Annotated in this window: 15 protein-coding genes; 8 read left to right on the plus strand and 7 right to left on the minus strand. The window is 71.8% G+C overall.

Features of this window, described 5'->3' with window-relative positions; genetic code table 11:
- Window positions 1-137: 137 nt before the first annotated feature.
- Genes FBY23_RS03350 through kynA form a run of 4 tightly spaced genes read right to left on the minus strand, consistent with a single transcriptional unit; the run spans window position 138 to window position 4,491 of the window.
- Window positions 138-1,493 carry an NAD(P)/FAD-dependent oxidoreductase gene (locus FBY23_RS03350; RefSeq protein WP_141796849.1) on the minus strand — a complete coding sequence of 452 codons (1,356 nt, stop codon included), beginning with the start codon at window positions 1,491-1,493 and terminating at the stop codon, window positions 138-140.
- Entirely contained in the window at window positions 1,486-2,781 is a 1,296-nt protein-coding gene (gene kynU / locus FBY23_RS03355) for a kynureninase (RefSeq protein ID WP_141796850.1), read from the minus strand. The genes FBY23_RS03350 and kynU overlap by 8 nt, the downstream gene beginning before the upstream one ends.
- A complete protein-coding gene (locus FBY23_RS03360; RefSeq protein ID WP_141796851.1) occupies window positions 2,778-3,629 on the minus strand; it encodes a PaaX family transcriptional regulator C-terminal domain-containing protein in 852 nt (283 codons plus the stop codon). The genes kynU and FBY23_RS03360 overlap by 4 nt, the downstream gene beginning before the upstream one ends.
- Window positions 3,630-3,633: 4 nt before the next feature.
- Window positions 3,634-4,491, minus strand: coding sequence for a tryptophan 2,3-dioxygenase (gene kynA / locus FBY23_RS03365; RefSeq protein ID WP_141796852.1), 858 nt, complete (start codon window positions 4,489-4,491; stop codon window positions 3,634-3,636).
- Window positions 4,492-4,620: 129 nt separating this feature from the next.
- On the opposite strand from kynA, the gene FBY23_RS03370 reads away from it, so the two are divergent.
- The 6 genes from FBY23_RS03370 to FBY23_RS03395 are packed head-to-tail and all read left to right on the plus strand — an operon-like array spanning window position 4,621 to window position 9,773.
- Window positions 4,621-5,520, plus strand: coding sequence for a S9 family peptidase (locus tag FBY23_RS03370; protein WP_160158141.1), 900 nt, complete (start codon window positions 4,621-4,623; stop codon window positions 5,518-5,520).
- Window positions 5,520-6,998: a 2-hydroxymuconic semialdehyde dehydrogenase gene (locus FBY23_RS03375; RefSeq protein ID WP_141796854.1), complete on the plus strand. Its 1,479-nt coding sequence runs from the start codon at window positions 5,520-5,522 to the stop codon at window positions 6,996-6,998. The genes FBY23_RS03370 and FBY23_RS03375 overlap by 1 nt, the downstream gene beginning before the upstream one ends.
- A 15-nt stretch (window positions 6,999-7,013) precedes the next feature.
- The gene (locus tag FBY23_RS03380; protein WP_141796855.1) at window positions 7,014-7,805 is read left to right on the plus strand and encodes a 2-keto-4-pentenoate hydratase; all 792 of its coding nucleotides are present in this window, start codon (window positions 7,014-7,016) and stop codon (window positions 7,803-7,805) included.
- On the plus strand, window positions 7,802-8,257 hold the full coding sequence (locus FBY23_RS03385; protein WP_141796856.1) for a RidA family protein: 456 nt from the start codon (window positions 7,802-7,804) through the stop codon (window positions 8,255-8,257). The genes FBY23_RS03380 and FBY23_RS03385 overlap by 4 nt, the downstream gene beginning before the upstream one ends.
- Window positions 8,254-8,781 (plus strand): 3-hydroxyanthranilate 3,4-dioxygenase, encoded by a 528-nt coding sequence (locus FBY23_RS03390; RefSeq protein ID WP_141796857.1) that lies wholly within the window; start codon window positions 8,254-8,256, stop codon window positions 8,779-8,781. Before FBY23_RS03385 ends, FBY23_RS03390 begins: the two co-directional genes overlap by 4 nt.
- 5 nt (window positions 8,782-8,786) lie before the next feature.
- The gene (locus FBY23_RS03395; RefSeq protein WP_222117711.1) at window positions 8,787-9,773 is read left to right on the plus strand and encodes an amidohydrolase family protein; all 987 of its coding nucleotides are present in this window, start codon (window positions 8,787-8,789) and stop codon (window positions 9,771-9,773) included.
- 28 nt (window positions 9,774-9,801) lie between these two features.
- On the opposite strand, the gene FBY23_RS03400 is transcribed toward FBY23_RS03395, so the two are convergent.
- From FBY23_RS03400 to FBY23_RS03410, 3 genes are read right to left on the minus strand one after another with little or no spacing between them, the layout of a single operon-like run.
- Window positions 9,802-10,131, minus strand: coding sequence for a TIGR04076 family protein (locus FBY23_RS03400; protein ID WP_141796858.1), 330 nt, complete (start codon window positions 10,129-10,131; stop codon window positions 9,802-9,804).
- Window positions 10,128-11,366, minus strand: coding sequence for an amidohydrolase family protein (locus FBY23_RS03405; RefSeq protein WP_141796859.1), 1,239 nt, complete (start codon window positions 11,364-11,366; stop codon window positions 10,128-10,130). Before FBY23_RS03405 ends, FBY23_RS03400 begins: the two co-directional genes overlap by 4 nt.
- Window positions 11,367-11,413: 47 nt before the next feature.
- Window positions 11,414-12,112, minus strand: coding sequence for a helix-turn-helix domain-containing protein (locus FBY23_RS03410; RefSeq protein ID WP_141796860.1), 699 nt, complete (start codon window positions 12,110-12,112; stop codon window positions 11,414-11,416).
- Window positions 12,113-12,238: 126 nt separating this feature from the next.
- Here FBY23_RS03410 and FBY23_RS03415 point away from each other — a divergent pair, with 126 nt between their 5' ends.
- Entirely contained in the window at window positions 12,239-13,906 is a 1,668-nt protein-coding gene (locus FBY23_RS03415; protein ID WP_160158142.1) for a DUF885 domain-containing protein, read from the plus strand.
- Between the two features lie 97 nt (window positions 13,907-14,003).
- On the plus strand, window positions 14,004-15,599 hold the full coding sequence (locus FBY23_RS03420; RefSeq protein ID WP_141796862.1) for an ABC transporter substrate-binding protein: 1,596 nt from the start codon (window positions 14,004-14,006) through the stop codon (window positions 15,597-15,599).
- Window positions 15,600-15,601: the final 2 nt, after the last annotated feature.

Below are 15,601 nucleotides of genomic sequence, written 5' to 3' on the forward strand. Positions count from 1 at the left end.
GTCCGCGTCTCGACGCCGCAACCGGAGAACTCCGTCGACGAGTTTGAAGACCTCTCGAGAGAGGTGTCCGGGATGTCCTGACGGATCACACCTGCAGGTGCGCAAATGTGATCAGCGGTCGTCTCGGCCGCTGCCCCTCACTCCCGCCGGCGCAGCGCGCGTGCGGCGAGCGCGGCTCCACCGACCGCGGCGGCGGCGACCGCGCCGGCGATCATGTCCTGACGCCGGATCCGGCCATTGACCTGGGCGTACGGCGTCGTCGTGAACGACACCAGCTCGTAGCGCGAGACGTACCTCTCGGGCAGTCGCCGCTCGAGGAAGTGGCGGGTGCTGGTGATGGCTTGGAAGACCTTCGAGTTGACCTTGTCGCTCATCTCCACGAAGTTCTCCAGCGCCATCTCCGCGATCGCGTCGGCGTTGGGCTTGCGGCGATCCTGGTAGAGCCGGAGCGCGACGGCCCAGTCGCCAGCGCTGTCGCTCAGGCAGCGGTCCAGCTCGATGCAGTCCTCGAACGAGCAGTTCGCCCCCTGGCCGAAGAAGGGCACGATCGCGTGGGCGGCATCGCCGAGTAGCGCCACCCGGTCGCGCACCCAGGGGAACGCCCGAACGGTCACCAGGGAGCCGACGGGGTTGTGCTGGAAGTCCTCGACCAGGGTCGGCATCAGTGGGTGGGCGTCCGGGTAGTGGGTGCGGAAGTAGGCGTCGATCTCGTCGGCGCTCTCGAGCGCCGCGAAGCCGCCGGGACCGGTCTTCGGCCAGAACAGGGTGCACGTGAACGAGCGGTCCAGGTTCGGCAGCGCGATCATCATCGAGGACCCACGGGGCCAGATGTGCAGCGAGCGCTCGTCGAGGGCGAAGTCGCCGTCGGCGGTGGCGGGGATGGTGAGCTCCTTGTAGCCGTGCGACAGGAAGCTCTGGCTGAAGTCGAAGCCCTCGGTGAACTGGATCGCCCGGCGTACGGCGCTGTAGGCACCGTCGCTGCCGATCACGATGTCGGCGGTGGCGGTCACCTCGCCGTCGTCGGTGCCCAGGACGAGCTCACCGGTGCCTGCGTCGAGGGTGCGTAGCTGGTGGCCGAAGTGGAGGGTGACGCCGGGCGTCTGCTCCGCGCAGTCCAGTAGCGAGGCGTTCAGGCCGGAGCGGCTGATCGAGTTGATCGCGCGGGTGCCGTCGGCGCTGTAGGACTGGTAGCCCACCTTGCCGTCCGTGCCGTGCAGGGTGCGTCCGTGCATGGGGAGCGCCGCCGCGAGGGCCTGCTCGTCCAGCCCGACCCGGGACAGAGCGTCCAGGCCGCGGGCCGAGATGGCCAGGTTGATCGAGCGGCCGCGCTCGGCGCCGACGAGCCGGGGGTCGGAGCGGCGCTCGTACAGGTCGACCGCTAGTCCGCGCCGTGCGAGCAGCACGGCCATCAGACAGCCCGCGAGCCCGGCGCCGACCACCGCGACCCGTCGTACCGGCTCGCCGTCGATGCCGGTGAAGGTGTTCTCAGCCATGGTTGCGCACCACCTCGACCAGGGCCTGCGCGGCGCGCCAGGCATCGTGGAAGGTGCAGTACATCGGCACCGGTGCCAGTCGGATGACGTCAGGTTGACGCGCGTCCGCGATCACGCCGTGCTCGTGGCGCAGCCAGCGCGCGACGTCGTTGGCCGCGAGCCCGCCGCCGATCCGAACGGACAGCTGGGTGCCGCGCCGGTCGGGGTCACTCGGCGTGATGATCTGCAGCGGGAGCTCGCCGATCTGCGCGCCGAGCACCTCCGCGAGATAGCCCGTCAGCCGCCGGCTCTTGGCGCGCAGCGTGGCCATCCCGCTCTCGTCGAACATCCGCAGCGAGGCCAGCACCGGGGCCATCGCCAGGATCGGCGGATTGGAGAGCTGCCAGCTGTCCGCGCTGTCGACCGGCTCGACCACGGGATGCATCTGGAACCGGGTCTCGTAGCGGGTGCTCCACCAGCCCTGGAGCTTGGGCAGCGAGCGGTCGGCGAGGTGCCGCTCGTGGACGAAGCAGCCGGCCAGGGCGCCCGGCCCAGCGTTGAGGTACTTGTACGTGCACCACGCCGCCCAGTCGACGCCCCACTCGTGCAGCGCCAGCTCGACATTCCCGGCGGCATGGGCCAGGTCCCAGCCGACGACGATCCCCGCCTCGCGGGCGGCCGCCGTGATGGTCGGGATGTCCATCAGCTCACCGGTCAGGTAGTTGACGCCGCCGAGCATCACCATCGCGACCCGGTGCCCCTCCTCGCCCAGGAAGGACACGACGTCCTCGGTGCGCAGCACGTCCTCGCCGGCGCGCGGGCGCAGCCGGATCACCGCGGTGTCGGGGTCGTAGCCATGGAAGGCCGCCTGGCTGCGGGCGGCGTACGAGTCCGACGGGAACGCCGAGTCCTCGATCACGATGGCGTACCGCGCGGCGGTGGGCCGGTAGAAGCTGACCATCATCAGGTGCAGGTTGACCGTCAGCGAGTTCATCACCACGACCTCGCGGGGCTGCGCCCCGACCAGCCGGGCGGCCGGCTCGCGCAGGAACTCGTGGTACGGCGCCCACGGGCGCTCGGCCTCGAGGTGGCCCTCGACCCCCAGGCGGGCCCACTCGGCCAGCTCCTCGTCGAGGATGGTGCGGACCGAGCGCGGCTGCAGGCCCAGCGAGTTGCCCGCCATGTAGGCGACCTCGGGGTAGTCGCCGGCCTCGGCGGCCAGCAGGTGGAACTCGTCGCGGCGGCTGGGCACCGGGTCGGCGGCGTCGAGGTCGAGCGCTCGCTGCTCGGAGAGCGGGGGTGTGGTCACGGGGTGGTTCCTGTCCTTGAGGCAATGGTTGCGTCCACGTGCCGGGCGGCTGGCCCGGACAGCAGGGATTGGAGTCGGAGGAAGAGCTCGACGCCGCGATGGCCGTTCCAGTCGGGCGGGGTCAGCTCGGCCGGCAGGCCGGGGTCGAGATAGGGGAGGGCACGCCAGTCGTCGACCAGGCGGAGGTGCTCGTCGAACGCCATCTTGTCCGTGCCGTCCCAGCCGCGCTCGGTGTCGCCGTGGGCCTCGAGGAAGGTGGCATAGCGCTCGGTCAGGTCCGCGACGTCCCACCACTCGGCGACGGCGGCGGCGAGACCGCCGGGCGGCTGGAGCTCGACGCCGCGGATCAAGGTGACGTAGTCGCGCAGGCCGCGCTGCTCGAGCAGGTCGGCGGCCTCCTCGAAGAGGTGGCCGGGGCCGATCCAGGTGCCGGGCGTGATCGTCCCGCAGCCGAGCCAGGTGAGCACCTGGCGCAGCTGGTGGCGCAGGTGACGCTCGGGGTCGGGGATCGAGAACACCGCGAGTAGCCAGCCCTCCTGCTGCGGGCGCATCTGGTGGTGCGAGAAGATCCGGCGGTCGCCGCGTTCGAGCATCGGGACCGCGGCGGCCGCCAGCCGGTAGCCCGCACGGCCGTCCTGCACCTGCGGCTCGACCAGGCCCTTCGACTTGAGCCGGGAGAGCGCGGACCGCGTCCCCCCGGGGTTGCCGCCGATGGTGCACAGGTCGATCAGGTCGGCGACCGAGATCCAGCCTCCGAGCCGGCGCAGGTGCAGGCCGATGAAGGTGCGGAGCACCGAGCTGGCGCTGTGCGGCCGGACGGAGAGGTCGTCCAGCTCCTCGCTCGCCATCGCCTCAGCTCCCGATCTCGGTGCGCACGGCGTACAGCTCGGGGAAGAAGGTGAGGTCGAGCGCCCGGCGCAGGAAGGCGCCGCCGCTCGAGCCGCCGGTGCCCCGCTTGAAGCCGATGGTGCGCTCGACGGTCTTGAGGTGCCGGAACCGCCACAGCTGGAAGTTCTCCTCCACGTCGACCAGCTCCTCGCACGCCTCGTACGCCGACCAGTAGCGGGTGGCGTCCTCGTAGATGTGCTTGAAGACCTCGACCAGGGCGGGGGTGAAGGTGTGTGCCCGGGTCACGTCGCGGTGCAGGATCTCGTCGGGGACGGCGTGGCCGTGGCGCGCGAGGAAGCGCAGGAACTCGTCGTAGATGCTCGGCGCCTCCAGGATCTCCGCCAGCATGCGCCGGACCTCGGGATCGTGGTCGAAGACAGCCAGCATCGCGGCGTTCTTGTTGCCGAGGCAGAACTCCACGGCGCGGTACTGCCACGACTGGAAGCCCGACGAGCTGCCGAGGAAGCCGCGGAACTCGGCGTACTCCGTGGGGGTGAGGGTGGCCAGGACCGACCACTGCTCGGTCAGCTGCTTCTGGACGTGCTTGACCCGCGCGAGCTGCTTGAGCGCCGGGGGCAGCTCGTCGGCGGCCAGGTGCCGCTGGGCCGAGCGGAGCTCGTGGAGCATCAGCTTCAGCCACAGCTCGGAGGTCTGGTGCTGCACGATGAACAGCAGCTCGTCGTGGTGCTCGGGCACGCTGACCGGGACCTGGGCCGAGAGCAGCTGGTCGAGCTTGAGATAGCTGCCGTAGCTCATCGCGTCGCGGAAGTCGGTGACGATGCCCTGCTCGACCTCGCGGGTGTTGTCGTTGCTCTCGGTCATCGGCGCTCCTGGGGCGAGGGGAGTGGTCGGGCTGCTCGGCGCGGGTCCGCTTGGCCGCTGAGGGTATTGCATTTTTCCAACCGGGGTCACGATACTAGGACATGTGATCGCCGAACTGAAGGACGAATGATGACCACCTCAGCCGACCCGACCACTGGCGCGACCCACCTGAACCCCACCGCCCAGGACATGGTGGAGTGGCTGCCGACGACGGTCGCCGACCACCGGATCCGGTACGGCGACGACGCCCAGCAGTTCGGTGACCTGCGGCTCCCGGCGACCCCCGCGCCCGCGGCCGGTCACCCGGTGATCGTGGTGATCCACGGCGGTGGCTACTCCCCGAACTGGCCCCACGACCACTGCGCGCCGCTCGCCGAGGACCTCACCGCCGCGGGAGCGGCGACCTGGACCATCGAGTACCGCAAGCCGGGACAGAGCGGTGGGGGTTGGCCCGGCACCTGGCTCGACATCGCGGCCGCCTTCGACCACCTGCGCGTGATCGCCGAGCAGCACCCGATCGACCTCGCCCGGGTGGTCGTCGTCGGCCACTCGGCGGGCGGCACCTTCGGCAGCTGGGCGGCCGGCCGGGCGACGATTCCCGCCGGCAGCGAGGTCCACGTCGCCGACCCGCTCCCGCTGAGCGGCGTGGTGACCCTGGCCGGCATGCTCGACCTCCAGGCCTTCCTGGAGGAGGAGCCGGAGCCGTCGAGCCACGTCCACCGGCTCGTCGGCGCCGACGGAGCGAGCGACGACGCGGCCTGGACGGCTCGCCTGGCGGAGATCTCGCCCAGCGTCCGGGGTGGTGCGGTGTCGGTGCCGCAGGCGCTGGTCATCGGCAGCCTCGACGACCCGGGCATGATCGAGCAGTCCCGCGCCTACGTCGCTGAGGCCGAGGCCGCGGGCCGCCCGGTCAGCTTCGACCTCCTGGAGGGGGCCAACCACTTCGACATGGTCGACACCCGTGGCGGCGCCTGGCCGCTCATCGCGGCCCATGCCCTGAGCCTGGCCGGGATCGAGGTGTCCGCGTGATGACCGGCGAGCGGAGCCGAGACGTGGTGCGGCTGCCCTGCTGGGTCGGCGGACGCGAGGTCACCGACGGCCCGAGCTTCGACAAGATCAGCCCGGTCGACGGGTCACTGGTGGCCACCGTGACAGAGGCCGGCCAGGAGACGGTCGACACCGCGGTCGACGCCGCTCGGCGGGCGCTCGACGCGGGCTGGGCGACCAGCCCGGTCGGGCAGCGCGCCGCGCTGCTGCGGCGGATCGCCGACCGCATCGACGAGCGCTTCGACGACCTGGTGGCCGCCGAGATGCGCGACACGGGCAAGCCACTGTCGCTCGTCCGCGAGCTCGACGTCGCCCGGGCCGCGATGAACTTCCGGTCCTTCGCCGACACGATCGCAGCGGAGGGGATGGACTCCTATCTCACCGATCTTGCGGACGGCCGCAAGGCGCTCAACTACGCCGTCAACAAGCCCGTGGGCGTGGTCGCGGTGATCGTGCCGTGGAACCTCCCGCTGCTGCTGCTGACCTGGAAGGTCGCGCCGGCGCTGGCGTGCGGCAACGCGGTCGTGGTCAAGCCGTCGGAGGAGACGCCGTCCTCGGCGACCCTGCTCGCCGAGATCATGGCCGAGGCGGGCGTGCCCGACGGCGTCTACAACGTGGTGCACGGCTTCGGGCCGGGCTCGGCCGGCGAGCTGATCACCACCCATCGCGGTATCGACGCGGTGACCTTCACCGGCGAGACCTCGACCGGCTCGGCGATCATGCGCGCGGTCGCGCCCCGCGTGCGTCCGGTGTCCTTCGAGCTCGGCGGCAAGAACCCGGCGCTCGTCTTCGCCGACACCGACCTCGAGCGCACCCTCGACGGACTGGCCCGCTCGACCTTCCTCAACACCGGCCAGGTCTGCCTCGCCACCGAGCGGATCTACGTCGAGCGCCCGATCTTCGACGACGTCGCGGCCGGCCTCGCCGAGCGCGCGCGGAACCTGCGGCTGGGGCGTCCGGAGGACCCGGCGACCACCACCGGTCCGCTGATCTCGGTCGGGCACCGGACCAAGGTGCAGTCCTACCTCGACCTCGCCGTCTCCGAGGGCGCCGAGGTACTCACCGGTGGCGGCGTGCCCGCCCTGGGCGCCGAGCTCGCCGGCGGGGCGTGGATCGAGCCGACACTGTGGACCGGCCTCGACAACACCCACCGCACCGTGCGCGAGGAGATCTTCGGGCCGGTCGCCGCGCTCATCCCCTTCGACGACGAGGAGGAGGCTGTGCGGCTCGCCAACGACACCGACTACGGCCTGGCGGCAGCGGTGTGGACCCAGAACCTCGAGCGCGGTCACCGGGTCGCGCAGCGGATGCGGGTCGGGATGGCGTGGGTCAACACCTGGTACCTGCGCGACCTGCGCTCGCCCTTCGGCGGCACCGGCCTGTCCGGGATCGGCCGCGAGGGCGGGCGGCACTCGCTGCACTTCTACTCCGAGCCCACCAACGTCTGCATCCAGCTGTGATCCGGGAGGAAACCCTTGCCTGACATCGAAGCGCTCGCGCGCGAGCTCGACGAGGCAGTGCGCACCGCCACCGCCGTGCGCCAGCTCAGCGCCGAGGTCGAGCTCACCCTGGACCAGGCGTACGCCGTCCAGGCGGCCGGCGTTCGGCTCAGAGAGGCCCGCGGCGACGCGGTCGTCGGAGCCAAGCTCGGGTTCACCTCGCGCGCCAAGGCCGAGCAGATGGGCGTGTCCGACGTGATCATCGGCGTGCTCCACGCCAGCATGCAGACCCCCGACGGCGGTCGCGTCGACCTCGCCGCGGGTGTCCACCCCCGGGTCGAGCCCGAGGTGGCCTTCCGGCTCGGCGCCGCCATCGACCCGCTCGACGACGACGCCGACATCCTCGCCGCCACCGTCGCCGTGGCGCCGGCGCTGGAGATCATTGACAGCCGCTACCGCGACTTCCGGTTCAGCCTCACCGACGTCGTCGCCGACAACACCTCGGCCTCGAGCTTCGTGGTCGGACCGTGGCGCTCCTTCGCCGATGCGCGGGCCGAGCTGGACCTCGCGGCGCTCGACGTCACCTTGACCGTCGGCGGCGAGCAGGTCGCGCGGGGCAGCAGCGCCGACATCCTCGGCGACCCGGTGCTCGCGCTGGCCGCGGTCAAGCGGATGGCGCGCGAGCACGGTGTCGCGCTGCCCGCGGGCTCGATCATCCTGGCCGGTGCGGCCACGGCCGCCGTCGCGCTCACCCCCGGCGCCAGCGTCGAGGCCGTCGTCGGCGGGCTCGGACCGGTCCGGGTCACGACCTCGGGAGGCGAGCAGTGACGGCTCCCGACCGACGCGACGCCCGGGTGGTCGCCGGCAAGGCGACGCCCCGCGGTCGTTTTCCGCACGTCAAGGTGGTGGGCGACACGGCGTACGTGTCGGGCACCAGCAGCCGGCGCCCCGACAACACCTTCGCGGGGGTCGCGGTCGACGCGATGGGCGTCACCGACCTCGACATCCGGGCCCAGACCCGCGCGGTCATCGACAACATCGGCGACATCCTCGCCGAGGTCGGCGGCAGCCTCGCCGACCTGGTCCAGGTCACGACGTACCTCGTCAACATGAACGACTTCGGCGGCTACAACGAGGTCTGGGCCGAGTACTTCGACGAGGAGGGGCCTACCCGCACCACCGTCGCGGTCCACCAGCTCCCCCATCCCCACCTACTCATCGAGATCCAGGCGCTCGCCCGGTTGGCGGCGCGCCCCGCACCCCAGGAGGAAAGCCGATGACCACCATTCCGCCCGTCGTGAACTTCGAGGCCTGGATCGCCGAGCACGAGCACCTGCTCAAGCCCCCGGTCAACAACAAGCAGATGTGGGAGCCGATGGGCGACTTCATCGTCCAGGTCGTCGGCGGTCCCAACCAGCGCACCGACTTCCACCTCGACCCCTACGAGGAGTGGTTCTACCAGTACCGGGGCGCGATGCACGTCGACCTGATGACCGACGACGGACCGCAGCGGATCGACATCCGCGAGGGCGAGATGTGGATGCTGCCGCGCGACACGTACCACTCCCCGCAGCGTCCCGAGGCCGGCTCGATCGGCATCGTGATCGAGCGGATCCGCGAGGAGGGAACGCTCGAGAACTTCGCGTGGTTCTGCCTGGAGTGCCACACCAAGGTGCACGAGGTCCAGCTCCAGGTCCGCGACATCGTCGAGGACCTGCCGCCGGTCTTCTCCCAGTTCTACGCCTCGTCCGACGCGGAGCGGACCTGCCCCGACTGCGGGGCCGTCCACCCCGGCAAGGGCTGAGCGGCGTGGGCGCGATCGACGTTCACACCCACTCGGTGCCACGAGGGTGGCCCGACCTCGGGGAGGGGTTCCCGTGGCTGCGTGTCGAGTCCGAGCGGGAGGCCGTGATCATGGTCGGCTCCCGGGAGTTCCGCCGTATCCAGTCGGACTGTTGGGACGCCGAGGTCCGGCTGCGGGACATGGACGCCGACGGCGTGGACGTCCAGGTCGTCTCGCCGACCCCGGTCTTCTTCGGGTACGACGCCGCGGCCGCCGAGGCCGAGCGGATCTCCCGGGTCTTCAACGACCTCGCGCTCGAGGTGTGCGCCCCGGCCGGTGACCGCCTGATCCCGTTCTGCCAGGTGCCGCTGCAGCACACCGACGCGGCCTGCCGCGAGCTCGAACGAGCGGTCGCCGCCGGCCACCGAGGCGTCGAGATCGGCAACCACGTGGGGGATCGCGACCTCGACGACGAGGGCGTCGTGACCTTCCTGCAGCATGCCGCCTCGCTCGACGTGCCCGTCTTCGTGCACCCGTGGGACATGGCCGGCTCGCCGCGGCTGAACCGGTGGATGGCGCAGTGGCTGACCGGCATGCCGGCCGAGACCCACCTCTCCATCCTCGCGATGATCCTCGGTGGCACCTTCGACAAGGTGCCGGACTCGCTGCGGATCTGCTTCGCCCACGGCGGCGGCTCCTTCGCCTTCTGGTTGGGGCGCGTCGAGAACGCCTGGCACCGACGCTCCGACGTCATCGCCACCTCGCAGCTGCCGCCCTCGGCGTACGTCGGGCGGTTCAGCGTGGACTCCGTGGTCTTCGAGCCGGCCGCGCTGCGGCTCCTGGTCGACACCCTCGGCGCCGAGCAGGTGATGGTCGGCAGCGACTACCCGTACCCGCTGGGCGAGCGGCCGGTGGCCGACGTCGTACGACGGGCCGACTTCCTCGACGACGCCGCCCGCGAGCTGATCCTGCGCGGCAACGCGCTGCGCTTCCTCGGGAAGGATCGGTCGTGATGGCCCGGTGACCGGGCGTCGCTACAGGTCAGGTCAGGTCCGACGAGCTGAGCTGCTGCAGCCCGATCCGCTCGATGCGCAGCACCAGACCCTCCTCGGGGTCGGGGCAGCACACGTGGGAGTCCCGCTCGAGCCAGTCGTTGGCGGGCAGCTGCCGCATCTTGGCGGGCAGCAGCGGCAGCACCGACTGGAGGGCGAACAGGCACATGTGCCCGCCCTCGGGGATGCGGATCTGTGAGCTGTTGACCACCTCGAAGTAGTCGCCGACGGACAGTCCGCACACCGAGCGACCCTCGATCCGCTCGACGACCACGCGAAGGTCGTAGAGCTCCATGTCCGGCTGGTCTGCTGTCGTCATGCCGTCACTCCTGCCCGGTCGTCGCGGACGACCTCGCCGCCCTTCATCACCCACCGCAGCGACCGGAACGCGCTGGTCGCCCGAGTCGGGTCGTCGTCCATCGCGATCAGGTCGGCCCACTTACCGGCCTCGACGGTGCCGATGTCGGCCTCCGCGCCCAGCCAGCGGGCCGGCACGATGGTGGCCGCCCGCAGCGCCGCCAGGGGCGCAAGGCCGTGCTCGGCCATGTACTCGAGCTCGCGGACGGTGCCGGTGGTGCCCTCCGTGGGCCAGAACGGCGGCATGTCGCTGCCGAGCATGATCTCGACGCCCGCGGCCAGCGCCATCCGATAGCTCTCGACGTGCCGTGGACCGGCCGAGAGCGAGCGCTCCTGCATCCATGCCGGTACGCCGAGCTGGTCGAAGAAGTCGCCGCAGCGGGTGACGATCAGGGTGGGCACCAGCGCGGTCCCGGCTTCGGCCATCGCCGCCGCGACCTCCTCGGTGAGCTGGTAGCCGTGCTCCACGCAGTCCAGGCCGCGCTCGACCGCGGCCTGGATGACGGGCGCCGGGCCGGCGTGCGCGGTGACCTTGCGGCCCCAGGCGTGGGCCGTCTCGATCGCGGCGTCGATCTCGTCGAGGGTCAGCTGGGGCGTGTCGATCTGCTCGTGCTCGCCGGCGATGCCGCCCGAGATCATGATCTTGATCAGGTCCGCCCCGGCCGACACCTGGGACCGGACGCCGCGCCGGAAGCCGTCCGCGCCGTCGCACTCGAGGGTGTCGGTGCCCTCGTGGCCGTGGCCACCGGTGCAGACCAGAGCGCGTCCGGCGGTGAAGATCCGCGGCCCGGCCACCTGCCCCGCCTCGATGGCTCGCCGCAGCGCGAAGTCGGCGTGGGACTTCTCGGCCACGCAGCGCACGGTGGTGACGCCGGCGAGCAGGGTGCGCCGGGCTCCCGACGCCATGTGCAGCGCGAGGGCGTGCGGGTTGAGGTCCTTGAGCGCGTCACCCGCGGGCCCGGGCAGGGACAGCGAGAAGTGGGTGTGCATGTTCAGCAGGCCCGCGGTGACGTACGCGCCGCCGAGGTCCACCCGCCGGGCGTCGGCCGGCGCCTGCGCGGTGACGGCGTCCTCGGGTCCGACGGCCCGGATCCGCCCGTCGCTCACCCACACGGCATGGTCGCGCAGGGGCTGGTCGGCGACGCCGTCGACCACGTGGCAGTGGTGCAGGACGACGTCCTCGGTCGGCTCGGTCACGTTCGTTGTCTCGCTTTCGTGGGGGCGATGCGATGGCGGAGGGCCGGTCAGAACAGCCGCGGGGTCACCACGGAGACGACGACGGCGAGCTCCTCGGCCTCGTTGTTGAGCTCGTGGGGGATGTTGGAGCGCAGGTGCAGGCTGTCGCCCTGGCGGAGCACGTGGCTGGTCCCGTCGACGATGAAGGTCAGCTCGCCGGAGATCACGTAGGCGAACTCCTCACCCTCGTGCACCTCGGCGCCCGCGCGCCGCCCACCCGGCTCGATGGTCACCAGCATCGGCTCCAGGGTGAGCCCGGGGGCACGCTGCGACAGCAGCCGGTAGGTGCGCAGCCCGCTGACGAACTGGGAGGAGTGCTCGCCGCTGCCCCGGGTGAGCGTGAAGTAGGGGCCGGGGGAGGCCGCGGGCGAGGTGGCGTCGGGGGGGACCGCGGCGAGCGGGGCGGCCGGGGCCGGGGCAGCGGGGGCGGCGACCGGCGGCTCGACGGCCGGGCCGTCCTCGAAGAACGCGGTGATCGGGTGCCCGAGGTCGTCGGCGAGGTCGCGCAGGGTGGTCAGGCTGATCGAGGTGAGCCCCCGCTCCAGCTGGGACAGGAAGCCGACCGACAGGCCGCTGCGGGCAGCCAGGGCGCGCAGGGTGAGCCCCTGCTGGGTGCGGAAGGCACGCACGTGCCGACCGATCACGACCGACAGGTCGGCCGGCGACGCCGGATCCGGCGCGCTGTCGATGCGGGTGCGCTCCACCATCGGGTGCTCCGTTCGCCCTCGTTGTCTCAGGCCTTCTTGGGACCATCAAACTCTTGTTTGATGGTACTGTACTTGTTACCTGGATCACAGTACTGGATGTGACCCGTCGAGCCGCTGGGAGGTGTCGTGCCGATCAGCGAGGCCGACGAGCTGCACCCGGTCGCGGAGCTCGCCTACGCTGCCGACCCGATCGCGGCGAGCGAGGCGGGTGACCGGCGCCGCGAGGGGGAGCTGGGCGAGGTCGACCGCGATGCGCTCGCCGACCAGCAGGCCGCGCGGCGGCGGCTGCTCGCCGAGGCCGAGCGGGCGGCGCCGCCCGACCCCGGCACCCGGGCCTGGCTGGAGCACCAGGTGCTGCTGGCCGAGCTGCGCCGGGGAGTCGCGACTGACGAGCGGATCCGGGTGGCGTCCCGGGTGCCTTACTGGTACGCCGAGCGGCTCGGCTCGGCGCTGTCGGCGGTGATGGTCCCCGGCGACGCGCCCGCCGCGGACGCCCTGCTCTCCCGGCTGCGCCGGATCCCGGGCCACCTCGACGCGGCGCGCGCCAACCTGGGTGAGGACGTGCCGCGGGTGTGGGCCGAGATGGGGGAGACCGCCGCCCGGGGGCTGGCGGGCTTCCTCGCGACCGCGGTCCCCGAGTACGTCACGGGCCTGCCGCCGGCGCTGGCCGGCGACGTCGCCGCGGCCGCCGTGGCCGCGGGGTCCGCGGTCGAGGAGTTCGCCGACTTCTCCGGCGCCCTGGCTGAGCGCGCCACCGGCCGGTGGCAGGCCGGGACGGCGTACGTCGATCTGCTGCTGCGCGAGGTCCACCACCTCGACCTCGACGCCGCGGAGCTGACGGCCCTGGGCCGCGAGCGGGTGGACTCCGACGAGGCGGCCCTGGTCGCGTTCGCCGCGGCCCGGGACCCGCGCCGCGACTGGCGCGAGCAGATCGAGGCGATCAAGGACGACCACCCCGAGCCGGCCGCGCTCCTCGACGCCTACGGCGCCGCGACGCGCGCGGTGCGGCGGCACACCGCCGAGGCGGGCCTGCTCAGCCTCCCGGAGGGCGAGGAGTGCGTGCTGGACTGGGTCCCGGCGTACCGCCGCGAGAGCCTGCCGCTCGGCGAGATGGCGCCGAGCGCGCCATACGCCGCCGGCCTGCGCAGCGAGTTCCGGATCACGCCGACCGACCCGCGCCTCGCGGCGGAGCGACGCCGCGGGCACGCGCGCGAGAACAGCCACGTCTTCATCGCCTCGATCGCCGGGCACGAGACCTATCCGGGCCACCACCTCCAGGCGGTGCACCACAAGCTCGGCACCGAGCGTGGCTCGGTGCTGCGCTTCGTGCAGTCGCCGCAGTTCGTCGAGGGCTGGGGCCTGTATGTCGAGGACCTGCTCGAGGAGTCGGGCTTCATGGCCGACGACGGGGTGCGGCTGTTCAAGCGGCGCAACGCACTGTGGCGGGCGCTGCGGATCGTCATCGACGTCGGGCTGCACACCGGGACCCTGAGCGAGGCCGAGGCCGTGGCGCTGCTGGTCGAGCGGGCCGGCATGGAGCAGCACCTGGCCGCCGGGGAGGTGCGCCGCTACCTGCGCCACGACAACCCGACCTACCCCTCGAGCTATGTCCTGGGTCGTGACGCGCTGCACGCCGTCCGGGCCGAGGCGCGGGCGCGGGCCGGGAGCGGGTTCCGGCTGCGGGCCTTCCACGACGAGCTGCTCTCCCACGGCTCGCCGCCGGTCGCGCTGGTGGCCGCCGTGCTGCGCGGTCGAGCCTCCGGGGCCGGTCCGCACGGAGAACCATTGACGTGAGACGAATCACGGTGTTTAGTGACGCAAAAGTCTGTTCACTGCACCACAACCCGGGCCACGGTGGGCCATGCCCCTCTGCCCAGCTGGGAGGAAGACCATGAAGCGCACGTTCACCCCTCGGCGGCTCATCGGAGCCGTCATCGGGGTCGTCGTGGTCTCGGGCCTGGCGGCCTGTGGAGGCGGCGAGTCCGAGGCGGGCAGCGGTTCGGCACTGACCGTCAACACCTCGTTCGTCGTGAAGAGCCTGGATCCCGGTGCGGTCTACGAGCCCACGGGCAATGTCGTCGTGCACGCGCTCTACGACACCCTGGTCACCTTCGAGGGCGACGACGTCACCACGCCGGTCCCCGACCTGGCCGAGTCCTACGAGGCCTCGCCGGACGCCACGACGTTCACCTTCGTGCTCGACCCCGACGCCGTGTTCTCCGACGGCAGCCCGGTCACCTCCGCCGACGTCGTCTTCAGCCTCAACCGGCTCAAGAACCTCAAGGGCAGCGCCGCGGCGATCGTCACCAACCTCAGCTTCGAGGCGCCCGACGAGCACACCGTGGTCGTCACCAGCTCCGTCCCGGACCCGAGCGTGCCCTCGATGCTCACCATGCCCGCGGCCGGGATCTTGAACTCCAAGGTGGCCAAGGAGCACGGCGGCGACGACAGCGCCGACGCCGCGAGCACCGACAAGCTCACCAGCTACCTCAACACCACGGCCGCCGGCAGCGGCCCCTACGTCATCGAGTCCTTCGACGCCGCCTCCCGGATCGTGTTGTCGGCGAACCCGAAGTACTGGGGCGACAAGCCCGCCTTCCCGCGGGTGGTCTTCCAGAACATGGACGTGCAGAACCAGAAGCTGACCATGTCGAAGAAGCCGGACGCCTCGGTCGCGATGGACCTGTCGGGCAGCTCGCTCGACGGACTGCCCAGTGAGCTGCAGCAGACCAGCAGCCCCAACATCTACTACCAGCTGCGCCTGAGCCAGGACCCGTCGGTCAGCAAGGTCACCTCCAACAGCGACTTCGTCCAGGCGCTGCGCGCGGCCATCGACTACGACGGGATCGCGGCGATCTTCGGCGAGGGCGGCCAACCCGCGGCGGGCGACGTGCCGACGGCGTTCGCCGGCTCGCTGCCCAGCTCCGAGGCGCAGAAGCAGGACCTGGACCAGGCCAAGGCGCTGCTGGCGTCGTCCGGCGTGGGCGACACCCCGGTCAAGCTGCTCTATCCGGCGCTGACCTTCGGTGGCGTCGACCTCGGCACCATCGCGACCAAGGTCCAGGCCGACGCAGCCAGGGCCGGCATCAAGATCGAGCTCGACCCGGCGCCGATCGCGTCCTTCCTCGAGCAGCGCAAGGGCGGCAAGGTCGCCCTCAGCTTCAGCCCGCAGCAGCTCGACTACCCGGTGGCGACCGTCGAGGTCTCCGACCTGATGCCGGGCGGTGGCGCGGCCGAGGCCGCCGGCTGGACCGAGCAGAACGCCGACCCCGAGACGGTCGCGGCGGCGCAGAAGGCGCTGTCGACCTTCGACCCGGCCGAGCAGGCGACGGCGATCCAGGACTGGCAGCGGCTGATGCTGCAGCACTCGCCGTACATCACGATGGCCTACAACTCCGGCGTCGTGGTCGCGAGTCCCGACCTGTCCGACGCGACCTTCACCGCGGCGGGCTGGACCCTGGACGTCGCGGACATCGGGCGCAAGTAGGT

This window comes from Nocardioides sp. SLBN-35 (assembly GCF_006715725.1).
Classification (GTDB): Bacteria; Actinomycetota; Actinomycetes; order Propionibacteriales; family Nocardioidaceae; genus Nocardioides.